The sequence below is a fragment of the Paenibacillus methanolicus genome, from assembly GCF_008124765.1.
GTDB classification, from domain to species: Bacteria; Bacillota; Bacilli; order Paenibacillales; family Paenibacillaceae; genus Paenibacillus_Z; species Paenibacillus_Z methanolicus.
The window spans coordinates 87,858-103,477 of record NZ_VNHS01000004.1; the positions used below are offsets into that span (position 1 = coordinate 87,858).

A 15,620-nucleotide genomic window follows, 5' to 3' on the forward strand; every position below is an offset into this window, starting at 1 on the left:
AAATGAAAGGAATGGAATCGCAATGTCGAAAGAAGAAGTGGTCTTAACGCGCGAGGGTCTGGCGAAGCTGGAGGCGGAGCTGGAGGAGCTGAAGGTGGTCGGACGCCGGGAGCTCGCCGCCCGGATCAAACTGGCGATCAGCTACGGCGACCTGAAGGAGAACAGCGAGTACCATTCGGCCAAGGACGATCAGGCGCATATGGAGACACGCATTCAAATTTTGGAGAAAATGATCACGAAGGCGCGCATCGTCGATGCCGGCAGCTTGAGCGCGTCCACGGTGCAGATCGGCTCCACCGTCGTCTTGCACGATAAGGAATTCGACGAGAAGGTCGAGTATCAAATCGTCGGTCCGGCCGAAGCGGACGTGCTCGAGAACCGGATCTCGTACGAGAGTCCGCTCGGCAAGGAGCTGCTTGGCAAAGCGGTGGGCGCCGTCGTGAGCGTGACCGCGCCGATGGGCATCATCCAATACGAAGTGCTGGAGATTCGGATTTAGCGCAATGCCGATACATGTAAAAAGAGGACGCCGCGTGCTGCGGCAGTCCTCTTTTTTGGCGTGCGCGCGGCGCGACATCCCTTGCGATTCGAGACCTATCTTAAGGGATAACCTTCCACACCGTCGCGCCGGACGAGCCCGGCACTTCGCCTTGCGTCCACCACTTGGCTTCGTAGTTGACGCCGTTATGCGTCACCTTGCTGCCGCCGACATAGGCGGTGGACGAGTTCCAGGCCGGATACGTCGTCGGCGGAGCCGGCGTCGTCACGCTCAGGCCGTTGCTGGCCGCGGAGACGTTGCCTGCCGCGTCGACGGCTTTGACCGTGAACGCGTAGGTCGTGCTGCCGGTCAAGCCGGTGACCGTGTAGCTGGTCGTCGTGCCGGATACGGTGGCGACGAGCGTCGCGCCCCGGTAAATTTGGTAGCCGGTGACGCCGACGTTGTCCGTCGACGCGCCCCACATGAGCGGCACGCTCGTCGCGGTCGTCGTACCCATGACATGAAGGGCGCTAGGCGCGGTCGGCGCGGCCGTATCCGGGCCGGAGACGACCGGCGTCGTGAACGTCGCCGTATTGCTGGCGGCGGACAAGTTGCCGGCGGCATCGACGGCCTTGACCGTGATCGCGTAGCTCGTATTGGCCGAGAGGCCCGTTAGCGTCGCGCTCGTAGCCCCGCTCGTCGTCGCGATCTGGGTCGCGCCGTTATAGAGACGGTAGCCGGTCACGCCGACATTGTCGGTCGACGCCGTCCAGGAGATCGTCGCGCTCGTCGCGCCGATATTCGACGCGCTCGCGCCGGTAGGCGCGCTAGGGGCGGAGGTATCGTTGTTGCCGCCGAAGTTCACGTCGATGACTTGGTAGAAGGCGTTCTGCGTGTCGGCGATTTCCCACACGGCCAGAATGACCTGGTAGCCGGTGCGGACCGGAATGTTGCACGTGTCGGAGTAGGAGTTGCCCGGCTCGGTGCCGTTGTACGCGACGCTGCAGAACGGCGTCAGGTTGAACTGCGCGCGCGTCAACGGCGAGTTCGGGTCCCAATCCTGCTTGGTGATATAGTACTTCCAGCTCGACGTGGCGTGCGGCACCTTGATGTTCCAATGGAACGTCGTCGGGCCCGCGCTGACGTTGACCTTCGACCAGCGCGTGGCGGTTTGCTGATCGAGCGGGGCGAAGAGACCGTTGGCGCTGGCGATTTTGCCATCGGCCGGACCGGCGGCCGGGAACCCCTTGTAGGCTTCGAGACTGTACGGCTCGTAAATAATCATTCCGCAGTTCTTGTTGACGCCGCTGGCGCATAGCGCCGCCCGGCTGGACGGGTTGTCGACATACCCGTGGGCGGAAGCCTTGCCTCCGAATAGGAGCAGCACGGCGGCTGCCATGGCGAGCATCATGCCTGCGGTAAGCAGCAGGCGACGGGATGACGCGGCATTCAATCGAAGCGTAGACATGAATAATTCCTCCTTTGTCCTGTGAACGTTCGGCTTGCATGATGCATGCGTTGAGCCGTGATGGGCGAACGGCTTGTGCGGGTCATGCCCGGATGCCCGGATGGCCGTTCGATTACCCTTGCAGGCGATCATCTCCTTTCCCGATAAGGCTTGTATATAAACTCGCGAGGAGCTTATACCAAGGGGGCCGCGACAAGTCGGGCATTAAGGTAAGCGGTTACATTTTGAGGAAAAGCACATGGACGCAAGACGGGCGAACGGCGGCGATTAGGAGATGGAATAGAGAAGGAAAGGCTCTGGATCCAATCCACACTATACATTTTATGTAAATTACAGGCAATAGTCCGCTGGCTGCTGTTTTGTAGTCCCTTGTCCAATGCCGGGGCAAGCGAGCGCATGCCGTTCGTCTGCTCCCGCCGCGAATGGTGTAAGTTGTCGTCATCCGTCGTCTAACGACGAAAGCGGTTGCGGCTATGGTCCTGGGGTTTACGTCCAGCTTGCCGGAATCGGAATACGCCCATTCGATTGCGCAGCGGCAAGAGGAAGCGCTTGGTGACCAAGTGCAGCGGCCTCGCGACAAGGCGAGGAGCGTTCGCGTTCGAGCGGGAGAGGCGCGTGCATGTCATGCAATCCTTTTGCAACGAGCAAAAAAGCCCCGGACGCCGCGCTTAACGGACGTCCAGGGCTTGCCGTGCGGGCCGGCTGCGTCGATGGCAGCCGGTGATGGCATGTTAAGAGACTTACGGTTTAGAAAAATTTCAGCAGCTCGTTCTTCACCGCTTCGTTCGTGCCGTCCACGACGGTTTGCGCCTGCGGCTTGTCGAACAACGCTTGAATTTGCTCGGGATACGTCTGCGCGATGCCGCGCAGCTCGATCGCCTCGTTGAACTTGGCCGGGTGGGCGGTGGACAGCGCCACGGTCACTTCGCCTTCGCCCGCGATCGCATCCGTCGCCGCGACGCCGCAAGCGGTATGCGGATCAAGCAGGTAGCCGTATTGGTCGTAGTAGCCGCCGATCGTATCGAGGCACTCGTCGTTGCGCACGCCGTAAGCGGCAAAATCCGTCTGCACTTGCGCGAGCTTCTCGCCCTCGACGACGATGCGACCTTCTTGCTTGAACGCGTCCATGTACGAGGCTACGGCCGCCGCGTCCCCGCCGCACAGATAATACAGGTAACGCTCGAAGTTGCTCGCCACCTGAATGTCCATCGACGGGCTGTACGTGCCGCGGAATTCGCCCGGCTGGTAGACGCCCTCGCGCACGAAGCGCTCGAGGATGTTGTTCTCGTTCGTCGCCAGGATGAGCTTGCCGACCGGCAGTCCCATCTGCTTGGCAAGGTACCCGGCGAAGATATCGCCGAAGTTGCCCGTCGGAACGCTGAAGTTGACCGCGCCGGCCTGTCCTTCGTCCGCAAGGCGGAAATACGCGTAGAAGTAGTACACCGTCTGCGCCAGAATGCGGGCGATGTTGATCGAGTTGATCGCGCGCAGGTGGTATTGGTGCTTGAACTCGACGTCGGCGAACAGCTCCTTGATGATGCGCTGGCAATCGTCGAACGTGCCTTCCACCGAGAGGTTGAGCACGTTGTCGTCGGCGATCGTCGTCATCTGCAGCTCCTGCACGCGGCTGACTTTGCCATGCGGGTGGAGGATGCAGATGCGGATGCCTTCCTTGCCGCGGACGCCTTCGATTGCCGAAGCGCCCGTGTCGCCGGAGGTTGCGCCGAGAATATGGATGGTGGCGTTGCGCTGCTTGGCAATGTAGCCGTACAGGTTGCCGAGGAACTGAAGCGCAATATCCTTGAAGGCGAACGTCGGGCCGTGGAACAGCTCGAGCACGTGCAGGCCTTCATGAATGCGGCGCACCGGCGTGACGTGCGCGTCGCGGAAGGTGGCGTAGCTGGCGTCGACGAGCTGCTTCAGCTCTTCGCGCGGAATTTCGTCGTTCACGAACAGCGTGAACAGCTCGAGCGCAAGCTCCGGATAAGAGAGCTTCTGCCACGCGAAGAGCGTATCGGCGGACAACTTCGGCAGTTCGGTCGGCACGAGCAGGCCGCCGTCGTCTGCCAAGCCCATGAGAATAGCGTCGATGAAGCCGGTTGGGGCGACTTCTCCCCTTGTGCTGATGTACTTCATAGTGGTCCCCTTATGCGAGTGAATTTTCAATCATTTTAACAAAAAAACGGCCCCGTGCCTAACCCTCCATAAAATTTTTCTAGCTTTCCCGAAGGTATTTATTGGCATTGGGCGCGATAACGTTTACTGTGGAGGAAAGACGCGGCGCGCCTGGCGCGCCCAACCCGAAGGAGGGCCTTACCCATGGGCAAGCAATTCGCATCGATGCTCCCGGAGCATGAGGCGTTTATCCGCAAGCAACATCTGTTTTTCGTGGCCTCGGCGCCGCTCGCGTCGGACGGGCACGTCAACTTGTCGCCGAAGGGGCACGACGCGCTCCGGATTCTAGGACCGAACCGGGTCGCGTACCTCGACATGACCGGCAGCGGCAACGAGACGAGCGCTCACTTGTTGGAGAACGGGCGAATCACCGTCATGTTCTGCGCGTTCGAAGGCCCGCCGAATATTCTTCGCTTATACGGGAGAGGGAGCGTGCATCTGCCGGGTACGGCGGAGTGGGACTCGCTTTATCCGCTCTTCCCGCCGCTGGAGGGGGCGCGTCAAGTTGTCGCCGTAGACGTTGAGCTGGTGCAGACGTCGTGCGGGTTCGCGGTGCCGTTCATGGCTTACGAGCGCGACCGGGACACGCTGCGGCGGTGGAGCGAGCAGAAGGGCGAGCAAGGCTTGAACGAATATTGGACGCAGAAAAACAAAACGAGTCTCGACGGGTTGCCCACGCCGATGGGATTGCGGATGGAGTCGTAGGAGTGGCTGGTCCGATCATGGCGGCGAAAGGCTTTTTCTTGGGCGTGATCTTCCTATGCGAGCTGGCGGCGCTGGCTGCGTACGGGTACTGGGGATTAAAGTTGCCGGCTCCGTTACTCGTCAAAGGCGCGGTCATGCTGGGGCTGCCGATCGCGGTCGCCCTTGTGTGGGGATTGTTCTTGGCTCCGAAGGCCAGCTATCCGGTATCCCCCGTCCTCGGTCTGTCGATGAAGACGCTCGTATTCGGCTTTGCCGCGATGGCGCTGCATGCGGCGGGCAAATCGCGGCTGGCCGCCGCGTTCGTCGCCTGCGCGGTGATCGCGCACGCGGCGGAATACGTGTTGGAGCGCGTCCAGGGAAGCCGCATCGGATAAGTCGCGTGAGTCATTTTATGCGATTCGGAAATCCAAATAACGAAGAATAATAGAAAATTATGTTAGACTGCATCATGCTTTCTCGTAAATTCGACACCCTGACTATTGAAACAAGCGCACATAGCGTGTAAGATATACAAATAAAATTTCATACCCGCTCGTATAATAATGGGAATATGGCCCATAAGTTTCTACCGGATAACCACTGCAATTGTCCGACTATGAGTGAAAGCGCGGCACGCGCCAACCGCTATGACGGCAAACTTTCGTTTGCTGCGCGAAGCGGCGCAAGCGGACCGCGGTACGCCGCTATAGTGTACATGCCACAGGAGAACCTGGAGGACAGCCTTCACTTGAGATACGACTCTCTCAAGGGAAGCTGTCCTTTTTTATTTTCAACCAAGGGAGCGATACGGCGCAGATGAAAGAACTTCAAGAACGGATACGCCAAGAAGGCCTGATATTGTCGGACACGGTGCTGAAGGTGGATTCCTTCCTCAACCATCAGGTGGACACGAAATTGGCGCTGGCGATCGGCCAAGAATTCAAGCGGATTTTCGCGGACAAGACGATCACGAAGGTGCTGACGATCGAAGCGAGCGGCATTCAGTTCGCGATGGCGGCCGGCATCGCGCTGGACGTGCCGTTCGTGTACGCGAAGAAGAAGAAAGCCGTCACGCTGTCGGAGAGCGTCTACTCGGCGCCGGTCCACTCGTTCACGCGGCAGGAGACGTATCAGGTGAGCATTTCGCAGAAATACCTCGGCCCGGACGACAAAGTGTTGATCGTGGACGACTTCCTGGCGACGGGCGCGGCGCTCGTCGGCCTCGTCGACATCGTGCGCGAATCGGGCGCGGAGCTGGCGGGCGTCGGCTGCGTCATCGAGAAGAGCTTCCAGGAAGGCCGGGGGCTGCTGGCGGCGAAGGGCGTCCGCGTGCATTCGCTCGCGCGGATCGCGTCGATGTCCCCGGGGCATGTCGACTTCATCGAAGACGAGGAGCTGGCGCAAGTCTAGCGAACCGACCCGAGGCGAATACCGCCTGCACGCCAATCTCGTCCAATTTTAAATCCAACACCTAAGGGGAAACCATCCATGAGCGCGTTAAGCAAACGAAAAGTAGTCACGCTGGGCATCCAGCATCTGCTGGCCATGTACGCCGGCGCCATCGCCGTGCCGCTGATCGTCGGCGGGGCGCTGAATCTGAACGAGACGCAGATGGCGTATCTGGTCGCGGCCGACCTGTTCACCTGCGGCCTGGCCACGATCCTGCAGGTCATGGGCACGCGGTTCTTCGGCAGCGGACTGCCGGTTATTCTCGGCTGTACGTTCACGGCCGTCGGGCCGATCATTACGATCGCGTCGACCTCGAATTTGGCTACGGCGTACGGAGCAATCATTTTATCCGGATTATTCGTGGTGCTCGCCGCGCCGCTGTATGGCAAAATGCTCAAGTTCTTCCCGACGATCGTCACCGGCTCGGTCGTCACCATCATCGGCCTCTCGCTCATTCCGGTCGCGATGAACAACGCCGCCGGGGGCCAGGGCAGCGCCGACTTCGGCGCGCCGCGCAATCTGCTGCTCGCGCTGATCACGTTGGTCGTCATCCTCGTCGTGGGCCGGTTCGCCAAAGGGTTCCTGAAGGCGATCTCCGTCCTCGTCGGCCTCATCGTCGGCACGATCGTCGGTTATTTCATGGACATGGTGCATTTCGGCGCGGTATCGGACGCCGCGTTCGTGAGCGTGGCCAAGCCGTTCTACTTCGGCGCGCCGGAGTTCGCGATCACCGCCGTCATCACGATGATCATCGTGAACATCGTCAGCATGGTCGAATCGACGGGCGTCTACTTCGCGGTCGGCCGGGCGACGGAACAGAAGGTCGAGCAGAAGCAGATCGTGAACGGGCTGCGTTCGGAAGGCCTCGCGATCATGCTAGGCGGGATCTTCAACGCGTTCCCGTATACGGCGTTCTCGCAGAACGTCGGCCTGATCACCTTGACGAAAGTGAAGACGCGCGACGTGATCTTCGCCGCAGGCGGCTTCATGGTCATCCTCGGCCTGCTGCCGAAGCTGGCGGCGCTGACGACCGTCATCCCGAGCGCGGTGCTCGGCGGCGCGATGATCGTCATGTTCGGCTCCGTCGCGGTATCGGGCATCTCGATTCTGTCCGAGGTCGATCTGCGCAAAGACAACAACCTCCTCATCGTCGCGGCGAGCGTCGCGGTCGGCCTCGGCTCGGCGACGGTGCCGGCGATGTTCGACCAGCTGCCGGACTTCGCGAAGATGCTGCTGCAGAACGGCATCGTCTCCGGATCGATCACGGCGATCGCCCTCAATCTGCTGTTGTCGAAGAAAGTCCAGGCGTCCGCGGACGCCGTGCGTTCGCATGCCGCCTAACCATTGCATACAAGCGCCTCTTGCCGGAATTCGGCGGGAGGCGTTTTCTGCGTCTCGGGCTCTAAGACGGGATTCCGTCGCGGGATGAGTACGATAAGGATGGGCGGGACGGCGGGAGGGAAATCTATTCCGGGGTATATAGAGATGGATGGGAATGGAAGCAGGTGACCGGCGCTGATGCGCGAAAGCGAATCAGCGCCATACCGCGATCGAAGGGAGGAACGACGTATGACATTCGAACCGCTCCATGCCGGCTTCTACGAGCAGCCGACGCTGGAACTGGCGCGGGCGCTGCTCGGCAAGCGGCTGGTGAAAGAGACGCCGGAGGGGACCGCCGCGGGCTGGATCGTCGAGACGGAGGCGTATATCGGCCCGATGGACCGCGCGGCGCACAGCTATAATAATCGGCGCACGGCCCGCACGGAGGTCATGTTCGGCCCATCGGGCCATGCCTATACCTACGTCATGCACACGCATTGTCTGGTTAACGTGGTGAGCGGCGGAGAAGGAAATCCGGAGGCCGTGCTCATTCGGGCGGTCGAGCCGTTCGAAGGGATCGGGCTTATGATCAGCCGCCGGGGACCGGTGAAGCAGGCAAGCGAGCTGGCGAGCGGGCCGGGCAAGCTGACCAAGGCGCTCGGCATTACGCCGGCGGATTACGGTCTGCCGCTGACCGCGCCGCCGCTCTATATCGCGGAAGGACGGGAGCCGACCGAGATTTCGGTTGGGCCGCGCATCGGGATTCCCAATAGCGGCGAAGCGAAGGACTACCCGTGGCGGTTCTGGGAGGCGGGCAACCCGTGCGTGTCGGGGAGTCGCCGATTGCGGACGGCGCCCGGTTGAATTCGCTCGAGGCCGGCGTTTGGCGCAAGGTTCGTCCGGGTACTAGTTAGGGAAATGTTGAACCTAGCCGGGAGGGAATAACGCATGAGCGAAACGCCAAACGCAAGCCGCAACCGCAAGGACGCGCAGCTGGACCAATTCCGCGTCGACGACGCGGGGCAGAAGCTGACGACGAATCAAGGGCTGAAAGTATCGGAGGACGAGTTCTCGCTGAAGATCGGCGAGCGCGGCCCGACGCTGCTCGAGGATTTCCACTTCCGGGAGAAAATGACCCACTTCGACCATGAGCGCATTCCCGAGCGGATCGTGCACGCGCGGGGATTCGCCGCCCATGGCGAATTTCAGGTATACGACGACTCGATGAAAGCCTACACGAAAGCGAAGTTTCTGATCGATCCGTCGCGCTTGACGCCGACGTTCGTCCGCTTCTCGACCGTGGCGGGCTCGCGCGGCTCCGCGGAGACGGTGCGGGACGCGCGCGGGTTCGCGACGAAATTTTATACGGAAGAGGGCAACTACGATTTGGTCGGCAACAACATCCCGGTGTTCTTCATCCAGGATGCGATCAAGTTCCCGGACTTGGTTCACGCGCTGAAGCCGGAGCCGCACCACGAGATGCCGCAGGCTGCGAGCGCCCACGACACGTTCTGGGATTTCGTCGCCAATAACCAGGAATCGGCCCATATGGTCATGTGGGCGATGTCCGACCGCGCCATTCCGCGCAGCTTCCGGATGATGGAAGGGTTCGGCGTCCATACGTTCCGGCTGATCAACGAGCAGGGACAGGCGCATTTCGTGAAATTCCACTGGAAGCCGGTGCTCGGCGTCCACTCGCTCGTCTGGGACGAAGCGCAGAAGATTTCGGGCAAGGATCCGGATTTCCACCGCCGCGACTTGTGGGAGTCGATCGAGACCGGCAATTATCCGGTCTACGAGCTGGGCGTGCAGCTGCTGCCGGAGGAGGACGAGTTCAAGTTCGACTTCGACATCCTGGACCCGACGAAACTATGGCCGGAAGAGGACGTGCCGGTGAAGCGCATCGGCAAAATGACGCTGAACCGCAACGTGGATAACGTGTTCGCGGAGACCGAGCAGGTCGCCTTCCACCCGGGCCACGTCGTGCCGGGCATCGATTTCTCGAACGATCCGCTGCTGCAGGGCCGGCTGTTCTCGTACACGGATACGCAGCTGATCCGCCTCGGCGGGCCGAACTTCCACGAGCTGCCGATCAACCGTCCGGTCTGCCCGTTCTTCAATAACCAGCGCGACGGCTACGGCCGCCAGACGATCAACCGCGGACAGGTGGCGTATCACAAGAACTCGCTGGCCGGCAACACGCCGGCGCCGGCTTCCGAGGCCGAAGGCGGCTACGCGCATTATCAGGAGCGGGTGGAAGGGCATAAGATTCGCGCCCGCAGCGAGAGCTTCAAGGATCACTTCTCGCAAGCGGCGCTGTTCTGGAACAGCATGAGCCCGCCGGAGAAGCAGCATATTATCGACGCGTTCAGCTTCGAGCTCGGCAAGGTGCAGAGCAAATCGGTGCGGCAGCAGGTCGTCGACATGTTCGCGAACGTGAACGTGGAGCTCGCGGCCGCGTTCGCCGCGAATATCGGCGCCCAGCAGCCGCAGCCGGTCGCGCCGATCGAGGAGCGGACCAAGGTGTCCCCGGCGCTCAGCCAGTTGAACACGGCGATGCTGCCGGATACGCGCAAGGTCGGCGTGCTCATCGGCGGCGGCTTCGACGGATTGGAGGTGCAGACGGTGCTGCACGAGCTCGCCGCGGCGGGCATTCAGGCAGAGTTGATCAGCGACAAGCTCGGCAAGGCGGCCGGGACGGGCGGCGTGGAGATGGAGATCAAGCATACGTTCCAGACGGCGCACGCGGTGCTGTTCGACGCGCTGTACGCGGCGGGCGGCAGCTGGACGTCGCCGAAGGCGGAGAAGGACGCGGCCGAGTTTCTGCGCGAGGCGTTCATGCACTACAAGACGATCGGCGCAAGCGGAGCGGGCGCGGAGCTGTTCCCGGCCGCGGGCATCGAAGGCGGGCCGGGCGTGCTGACGGGAGGCGGCCATCTGACCGCGTTCGTGCCGGCGTTCATCGAAGCCATCGCGAAGCACCGCAACTGGGACCGCGTCCTGGCGTAACGTCCCGCGGCCGGCGCCCGGCGCCATATGGCGCGAGGCGATATCATGCATGCGATAGTGGCGGCGCTTTTGGTCGATTGCGCATCTGCCCCGATGTCCCGCGGTCGCGGCGCATGTCGGGCCGATCGCGCCATCCATCGCCATACGCTGCACGGCTCGTCGTTCGAGTCGCGCATGATCCAGCCCTCGGCACCGCTTCGGCGGAGTCGGGGCTTTGCCATGCACCCTGCGGGAGCGCCGATCTTCCGAATATGGTAGGATGAGAGCAACATCATGTATGGAAAGGGCGGCTTGCGGCGATGGCGATCAAAATGACGGCGGCGCTCCTCTACCTCGCGGCGGGGCTGCTGCTATGTCGGGAGGGCGAGGCGATTCTGGCGTGGCTGCAGGGCGCGGAGAATTTGCTGCTGGCAGCCGGCATGGCCGTGTTGTTCGCGCTGTTCCCGGTGATGCCGTATCCGATTATCGGGGGCATTCTAGGCGCGGCATACGGCCCCGCGCTGGGCGGACTTGTGACATGGATCGGTTCTTGGCTCGCTTCGATGATCATGTTCGTGCTCGTGCGCCGCGTGTACCGGGGATGGGGGGAGCGGGTGCTCAGACGACATGGACGAGCGGGTAAGCTTACCGTCCTGTTCGAGCGCAATGCTTTCCTGGCGATCTTATTCGCTCGACTGGTTCCATTCGTTCCTTCGGTGCTCGTGAACGCTTACGCGGCCTTGAGCCAAGCGAGACTATCCGTCTACGCGGCGGCCTCGGCACTCGGCAAAGTGCCGTCCATGCTGCTGTTCGCGCTGCTGGGCGATAGGGCGATGACGGAGCCGTCCGGGATGGTCCTCGTCGTCCTGGTGTACGGCGCATTCCTTGTCTGCACGCTCGGCGCCTATCGGGTATGGCAGCGGCGCGCGGCATAAGCGGGCTATGGGCAAGGGACGGGTGTCAAACACGATAGCGGAAGCGGAGGGACGAACATGCAGCCATTTACCAGGGAAGTCGTCGAGATCATCAAACGCATACCGGAGGGGCGCGTTATGACCTATGGCCAAGTCGCGGCGGCGGCGGGCAGCCCGAGAGGCGCCCGGCAGGTCGTGCGAATTCTGCACACGCAGACGCGGGCGCACCGGCTGCCATGGCATCGGGTCGTGAATAGCAAAGGCGAGATCGCCATCCAGGAGGATGAAGGGCGAATGAAGCAGACGATGTACTTGGAGAGCGAAGGCGTCGAGGTCGATGCGGACGGGCGCATCGACCTGGCCCTATACCGGCATGAACCGGAACCGGGGATTTGAGCAAAGCAGCGTCGGCGGCCGAACCCCGCTTATTTACAGCCAAACGGGACCTATGGTATAGTATCCGTAAACGCTTCATTGCATAAAAGCATAAAAGCAAAGAAGCAACACGACGACGGATTACGGAAGGGACGAGGCGGCTGATGGAACGGCTTGAACTGAACGAACTACGAGCGGGCATCGATAAACTCGACCGGGAAATTATCGCCCTGCTGGCCGAGCGGTACAAATTAACCGAGACGGTCGGCGAATATAAAGCAAAACACGGCTTGCACGCGCAGGACCCGGAACGGGAAGCGCAGCAATTCCGCAAAATAACGGCGCTGGCAAGCCAATACGGCCTGGAACCGGAGCGCGCGGCGCGGATTTACCGGCTGATCATGGACTTGGCGATCGCCCGGCATCAGGAGCTGCAGGCCAGCGTCTGATGCGGCGGGCTGCAGGGTGGCTGAGGGAAGAATAGGCTTGTAATCAGGCGTACGAGATTGCTCAACCCGAAGAGGGAAGCCGGCCAATATGGCCAAGGCTTCCCTTTTTTTAAATACAAGAATTTATAAGTTTCACGTTTATTCATTCATCTTGTATTTCTCCGGAACGAAACGCGCCGCGCCGCTAAAAGACGGCGACAGCCGTTTCGCCTTGGTCGGACATCGATCGAAGAAGGACAAAAAAACGGCTTGCCCGCGGAACGCGTGCTCGATTCGAGCGGAAGGTTCCGCGGCGTAGGCCGTTTTCTCATAAGCCAGCGGTGTCGTCCGGCTTACCGGTAGGAAGGCGTCTCAAGCGGCGATTGTTGTCGCTGAAGCCCGTAAGCGATCAAGCTGATGACGACCAGGAGCGCCGCCAGGGCGGCGAACAGCCAGGCCGATGCCGTCGCCCCGACCTCGTCGAGCATCCAGCCGGTCAGCAGCGGCAGCAGCGCGCCGCCGACGCCGCCCGCGGCGATCATGAGGCTGGGCGTCGATTCCTCCGTGCCCGGCAGCAGCTTGCTCGAGAAGACGAGCGCGATGGAGAAGAGCCCCGAGAGGGCGAAGCCGAGCAGCAGGATAAGCGCGAACGCCGACCATGCCGCGCTTGCGCCCGGGAATAGAATCAGAAACAGCAGCGCCGCGATCGAGCTCAGCAGGACGTAGTTGCGATAATGAAACCGTTCGGCGACATGGCCGGCGAACAGCCGCCCGATCGTCATCGCGACCCAGAAGCACGTGACGCTGAGCGCGGCGGACGATTCGTTCAGGCCGAGCTTCTCGATTAGAATGACCGGCAGGAAGTTCGCCAGGCTCATCTCCATGCCGACATAGAGGAAGAAGAACAGAATGAATAAGATCAGAATGCCGAGATTGCGTCCGGCGTAGAGCGGGCCGGATCGCCCGCCGCCGCCCGCGGCGGCGGCATCCTCTTGGCGGCGCAGCGCCGCGTCGAGCGCGCCGAAGGAACCGCGTGCCCACAGCGCGTACGTGACGAGGGCGAACAGCGCGATGAGCAGGAACGAGTAGCGCCACTGCTCCGCCGCGATCAAGCCGCTCGCCGCCAGCGGCATGAGGAGCGCGCCGACGCCGAAGAACACTTCCAGCCGGCTCATGGCGACGGCGGTCTGATGCGTAACCGCCGAGATAATGATCGTGCCGATGACCGCTTCGATCGTGCCGAAGCCGAAGCCGGCGCAGACGGCGATCGCGTACATCCACTCCCATGGCGGGAGGAACGTATAGAGCATCTCGGAGGCGAACAGCAGACCGAGCGCGACGAGGAGAAGGCCTTTCTTGCCGAGCCGGCGGCTGAGCGCCGGCGTAAGGAGCACCCCGACCAAGAAGCCGGCGAATTGGGTAAAGATGAGCATGCCGCCCGCGCTGTACGGCCGATCGTAATGATCGAGCGCGACGGGGAGGACGGAGCCGAGGACGACGTGAGCCAGTCCGATCAGAAAATACGAGAGACAGCCAATAGCGATCAGCTTTTTCATGAGGAGCTCCTTATGAGGTTGTTCAATTGTCGACTGTGCGTATTGCGGTCGTACCTTCCATTGTAACGGATTCGGGCTGAAGGCGCTGTCACGATCTTGTTCAATCCTTGTTCGATTTTGACGGGGTTGCCCCGGATGCTCGTCTGTTGTAAAAGTCGGCGAATGCGGGTATACTGAATTTAAGTTTTTGACCGACATGCCAGCAGGTCAAAATAAGAGGTGATTCGATGTGTCCCCGGACGAAGGAGCAAAATGAAGCGATTCGGCAGCAGCGCCTGATCCAAATCCGGCATACGGCGGCCGAGCTGCTGCTGGAGAGAGGCATGCGCATGGAGATGGGCGACATCGCGGAGAAAGCCGGGCTCGGCCGCGGTACCGTGTATCATTACTACAACAGCAAAGTGGAGCTGTTCGAAGAGCTGCTCGCCGAGGCGATGCTAGCCGGCGAGCGCATCGTCGCGGACGCGATGCAGACCGGGCTTCGGCCTTCCGAACGGCTGGCGGCGTTCGCGCGGGCGAGTCTCGACGATTGGGCGCGCGAGCCGATCCATTTTATCCTGTACCTGTACGCGTTCCACTATGCGGAGCCGCTGCCCATCCAGGACCCGCAGCGGCTGCTGCGCGAGTTCCGCGACAAACTGCTTCAGCCCGTGCTGCATACGATAGAGGAAGGCATCCGGCTGGGCGAGTTGACCGCCGCGAGCGCGCAGACGCTGTTCCAGACGTTCGTCGGCGCGCTCGTCGGCGCGGCGAACGCCTACATCCGAAGCACGTTGACCCCGGAACGGGGCAGCGAAGCATGGGCGGCCGACGTAGTGTCCGTCCTCATGAACGGCATGCGGGCTTGAAGCGAGTCCAGATTAGAGACAAGAAGGGAAATTAGGTGAACCGATATGATTATTCTCAAAACACGCGAGCAAATCGAACAGATGCATAAAGCCGGCAAGCTGTTGGCGGCAATCCACCGCGAGATCGCCGGGATGATCCGCCCGGGCATTACGACCAACGCGATCGACCGCTTCGCCGAGCAATATATGCTCAAGCACGGCGCGACGCCGGAGCAGAAGGGGTATAACGGCTATCAGTTCGCGACCTGCGCCTCGGTCAACGACGTCATCTGCCACGGATTCCCGAGCGATCGTCCGCTCGAGGACGGCGACATCGTCACGATCGACATGGTCGTCAACCTGAACGGCTGGCTGGCCGACTCCGCCTGGTCGTATGCGGTCGGCAACGTGAAGCCGGAAGCCCGGCAGCTGCTGGACGTCACGAAGGAGTCGATGTACAAAGGCATCGAACAAGCGGTCGTCGGCAATCGAATCGGGGATATCGCCCATGCGATCCAGGCGTATGCGGAAGGCTTCGGCTACGGCGTCGTGAAGGAATTCGTCGGCCATGGCATCGGCCAGCAGATGCACGAGGAGCCGCAAGTGCCGCATTACGGTCCGGCCGGCAAAGGCCCGCGCCTGAAGGAAGGCATGGTCATCACGATCGAGCCGATGCTCAACACCGGCACGTGGCAGAGCAAGATGGACGCGGACGGATGGACCGCCCGCACGAAGGACGGCGGCTTGTCGGCCCAGTATGAGCATGTGATCGCGATTTTGCCGGAAGGTCCGCTTATTCTGACCGAGCAATAAGGCAAGTCGCGCGAAGCCCGCAATCTTCCCTTCGGAAGAGGGCGGGCTTCGTTCGGGTTCGGTCGGCGGAAAATCTTAGCAACCTCGCCCGAATTGGTGTATAGTCGATGACAAAAGAGCCCGCTCGCGTCATCGGCGTCATGGC

General features: G+C 61.5%; 15 protein-coding genes and 1 riboswitch. Of the genes, 12 read left to right on the forward strand and 3 right to left on the reverse strand.

Annotated elements, in window-relative coordinates:
• The first annotated feature begins 22 nt into the window (after positions 1-22).
• Positions 23-499 (forward strand): transcription elongation factor GreA, encoded by a 477-nt coding sequence (gene greA, locus BCM02_RS12075; protein WP_148929357.1) that lies wholly within the window; start codon positions 23-25, stop codon positions 497-499.
• A 100-nt stretch (positions 500-599) separates the two neighbouring features.
• Here the strand turns inward: greA and BCM02_RS12080 are convergent, their stop codons facing one another.
• Both BCM02_RS12080 and thrC read right to left on the reverse strand, forming a co-directional pair.
• On the reverse strand, positions 600-1,946 hold the full coding sequence (locus tag BCM02_RS12080; RefSeq protein ID WP_148929358.1) for a lytic polysaccharide monooxygenase: 1,347 nt from the start codon (positions 1,944-1,946) through the stop codon (positions 600-602).
• A gap of 747 nt (positions 1,947-2,693) precedes the next feature.
• Positions 2,694-4,082 (reverse strand): threonine synthase, encoded by a 1,389-nt coding sequence (gene thrC, locus BCM02_RS12085; RefSeq protein ID WP_148929359.1) that lies wholly within the window; start codon positions 4,080-4,082, stop codon positions 2,694-2,696.
• Positions 4,083-4,265: 183 nt separating this feature from the next.
• Here thrC and BCM02_RS12090 point away from each other — a divergent pair, with 183 nt between their 5' ends.
• The 9 genes from BCM02_RS12090 (at position 4,266) to BCM02_RS12130 (ending at position 12,300) form a co-directional block, all read left to right on the forward strand.
• On the forward strand, positions 4,266-4,826 hold the full coding sequence (locus BCM02_RS12090; RefSeq protein WP_148929360.1) for a pyridoxamine 5'-phosphate oxidase family protein: 561 nt from the start codon (positions 4,266-4,268) through the stop codon (positions 4,824-4,826).
• Positions 4,827-4,828: 2 nt separating this feature from the next.
• The gene (locus tag BCM02_RS12095) at positions 4,829-5,200 is read left to right on the forward strand and encodes a YrdB family protein (protein ID WP_148929361.1); all 372 of its coding nucleotides are present in this window, start codon (positions 4,829-4,831) and stop codon (positions 5,198-5,200) included.
• Positions 5,201-5,338: 138 nt separating this feature from the next.
• Positions 5,339-5,442: riboswitch (purine riboswitch) on the forward strand.
• Between the two features lie 179 nt (positions 5,443-5,621).
• Complete coding sequence (locus tag BCM02_RS12100) at positions 5,622-6,215, forward strand: xanthine phosphoribosyltransferase (protein WP_148929362.1); 594 nt, start codon at positions 5,622-5,624, stop codon at positions 6,213-6,215.
• 78 nt (positions 6,216-6,293) lie between these two features.
• Positions 6,294-7,595, forward strand: coding sequence for a nucleobase:cation symporter-2 family protein (locus BCM02_RS12105; RefSeq protein WP_148929363.1), 1,302 nt, complete (start codon positions 6,294-6,296; stop codon positions 7,593-7,595).
• A 228-nt stretch (positions 7,596-7,823) separates the two neighbouring features.
• Positions 7,824-8,438, forward strand: a complete 615-nt coding sequence (locus BCM02_RS12110; protein ID WP_148929364.1) for a DNA-3-methyladenine glycosylase — start codon at positions 7,824-7,826, stop codon at positions 8,436-8,438.
• Positions 8,439-8,522: 84 nt separating this feature from the next.
• On the forward strand, positions 8,523-10,583 hold the full coding sequence (locus BCM02_RS12115; protein WP_148929365.1) for a catalase: 2,061 nt from the start codon (positions 8,523-8,525) through the stop codon (positions 10,581-10,583).
• 299 nt (positions 10,584-10,882) lie between these two features.
• The gene (locus tag BCM02_RS12120) at positions 10,883-11,497 is read left to right on the forward strand and encodes a TVP38/TMEM64 family protein (RefSeq protein WP_148929366.1); all 615 of its coding nucleotides are present in this window, start codon (positions 10,883-10,885) and stop codon (positions 11,495-11,497) included.
• A gap of 57 nt (positions 11,498-11,554) precedes the next feature.
• Positions 11,555-11,872: an MGMT family protein gene (locus BCM02_RS12125; RefSeq protein ID WP_148929367.1), complete on the forward strand. Its 318-nt coding sequence runs from the start codon at positions 11,555-11,557 to the stop codon at positions 11,870-11,872.
• 143 nt (positions 11,873-12,015) lie between these two features.
• Positions 12,016-12,300 (forward strand): chorismate mutase, encoded by a 285-nt coding sequence (locus tag BCM02_RS12130; RefSeq protein WP_148929368.1) that lies wholly within the window; start codon positions 12,016-12,018, stop codon positions 12,298-12,300.
• Between the two features lie 332 nt (positions 12,301-12,632).
• On the opposite strand, the gene BCM02_RS12135 is transcribed toward BCM02_RS12130, so the two are convergent.
• Positions 12,633-13,835 (reverse strand): MFS transporter, encoded by a 1,203-nt coding sequence (locus BCM02_RS12135; RefSeq protein WP_148929369.1) that lies wholly within the window; start codon positions 13,833-13,835, stop codon positions 12,633-12,635.
• A gap of 227 nt (positions 13,836-14,062) precedes the next feature.
• Here BCM02_RS12135 and BCM02_RS12140 point away from each other — a divergent pair, with 227 nt between their 5' ends.
• Positions 14,063-14,683 carry a TetR/AcrR family transcriptional regulator gene (locus BCM02_RS12140; protein WP_148929370.1) on the forward strand — a complete coding sequence of 207 codons (621 nt, stop codon included), beginning with the start codon at positions 14,063-14,065 and terminating at the stop codon, positions 14,681-14,683.
• Between the two features lie 45 nt (positions 14,684-14,728).
• Positions 14,729-15,475, forward strand: a complete 747-nt coding sequence (gene map / locus BCM02_RS12145) for a type I methionyl aminopeptidase (protein WP_148929371.1) — start codon at positions 14,729-14,731, stop codon at positions 15,473-15,475.
• Positions 15,476-15,620 lie beyond the last annotated feature (145 nt).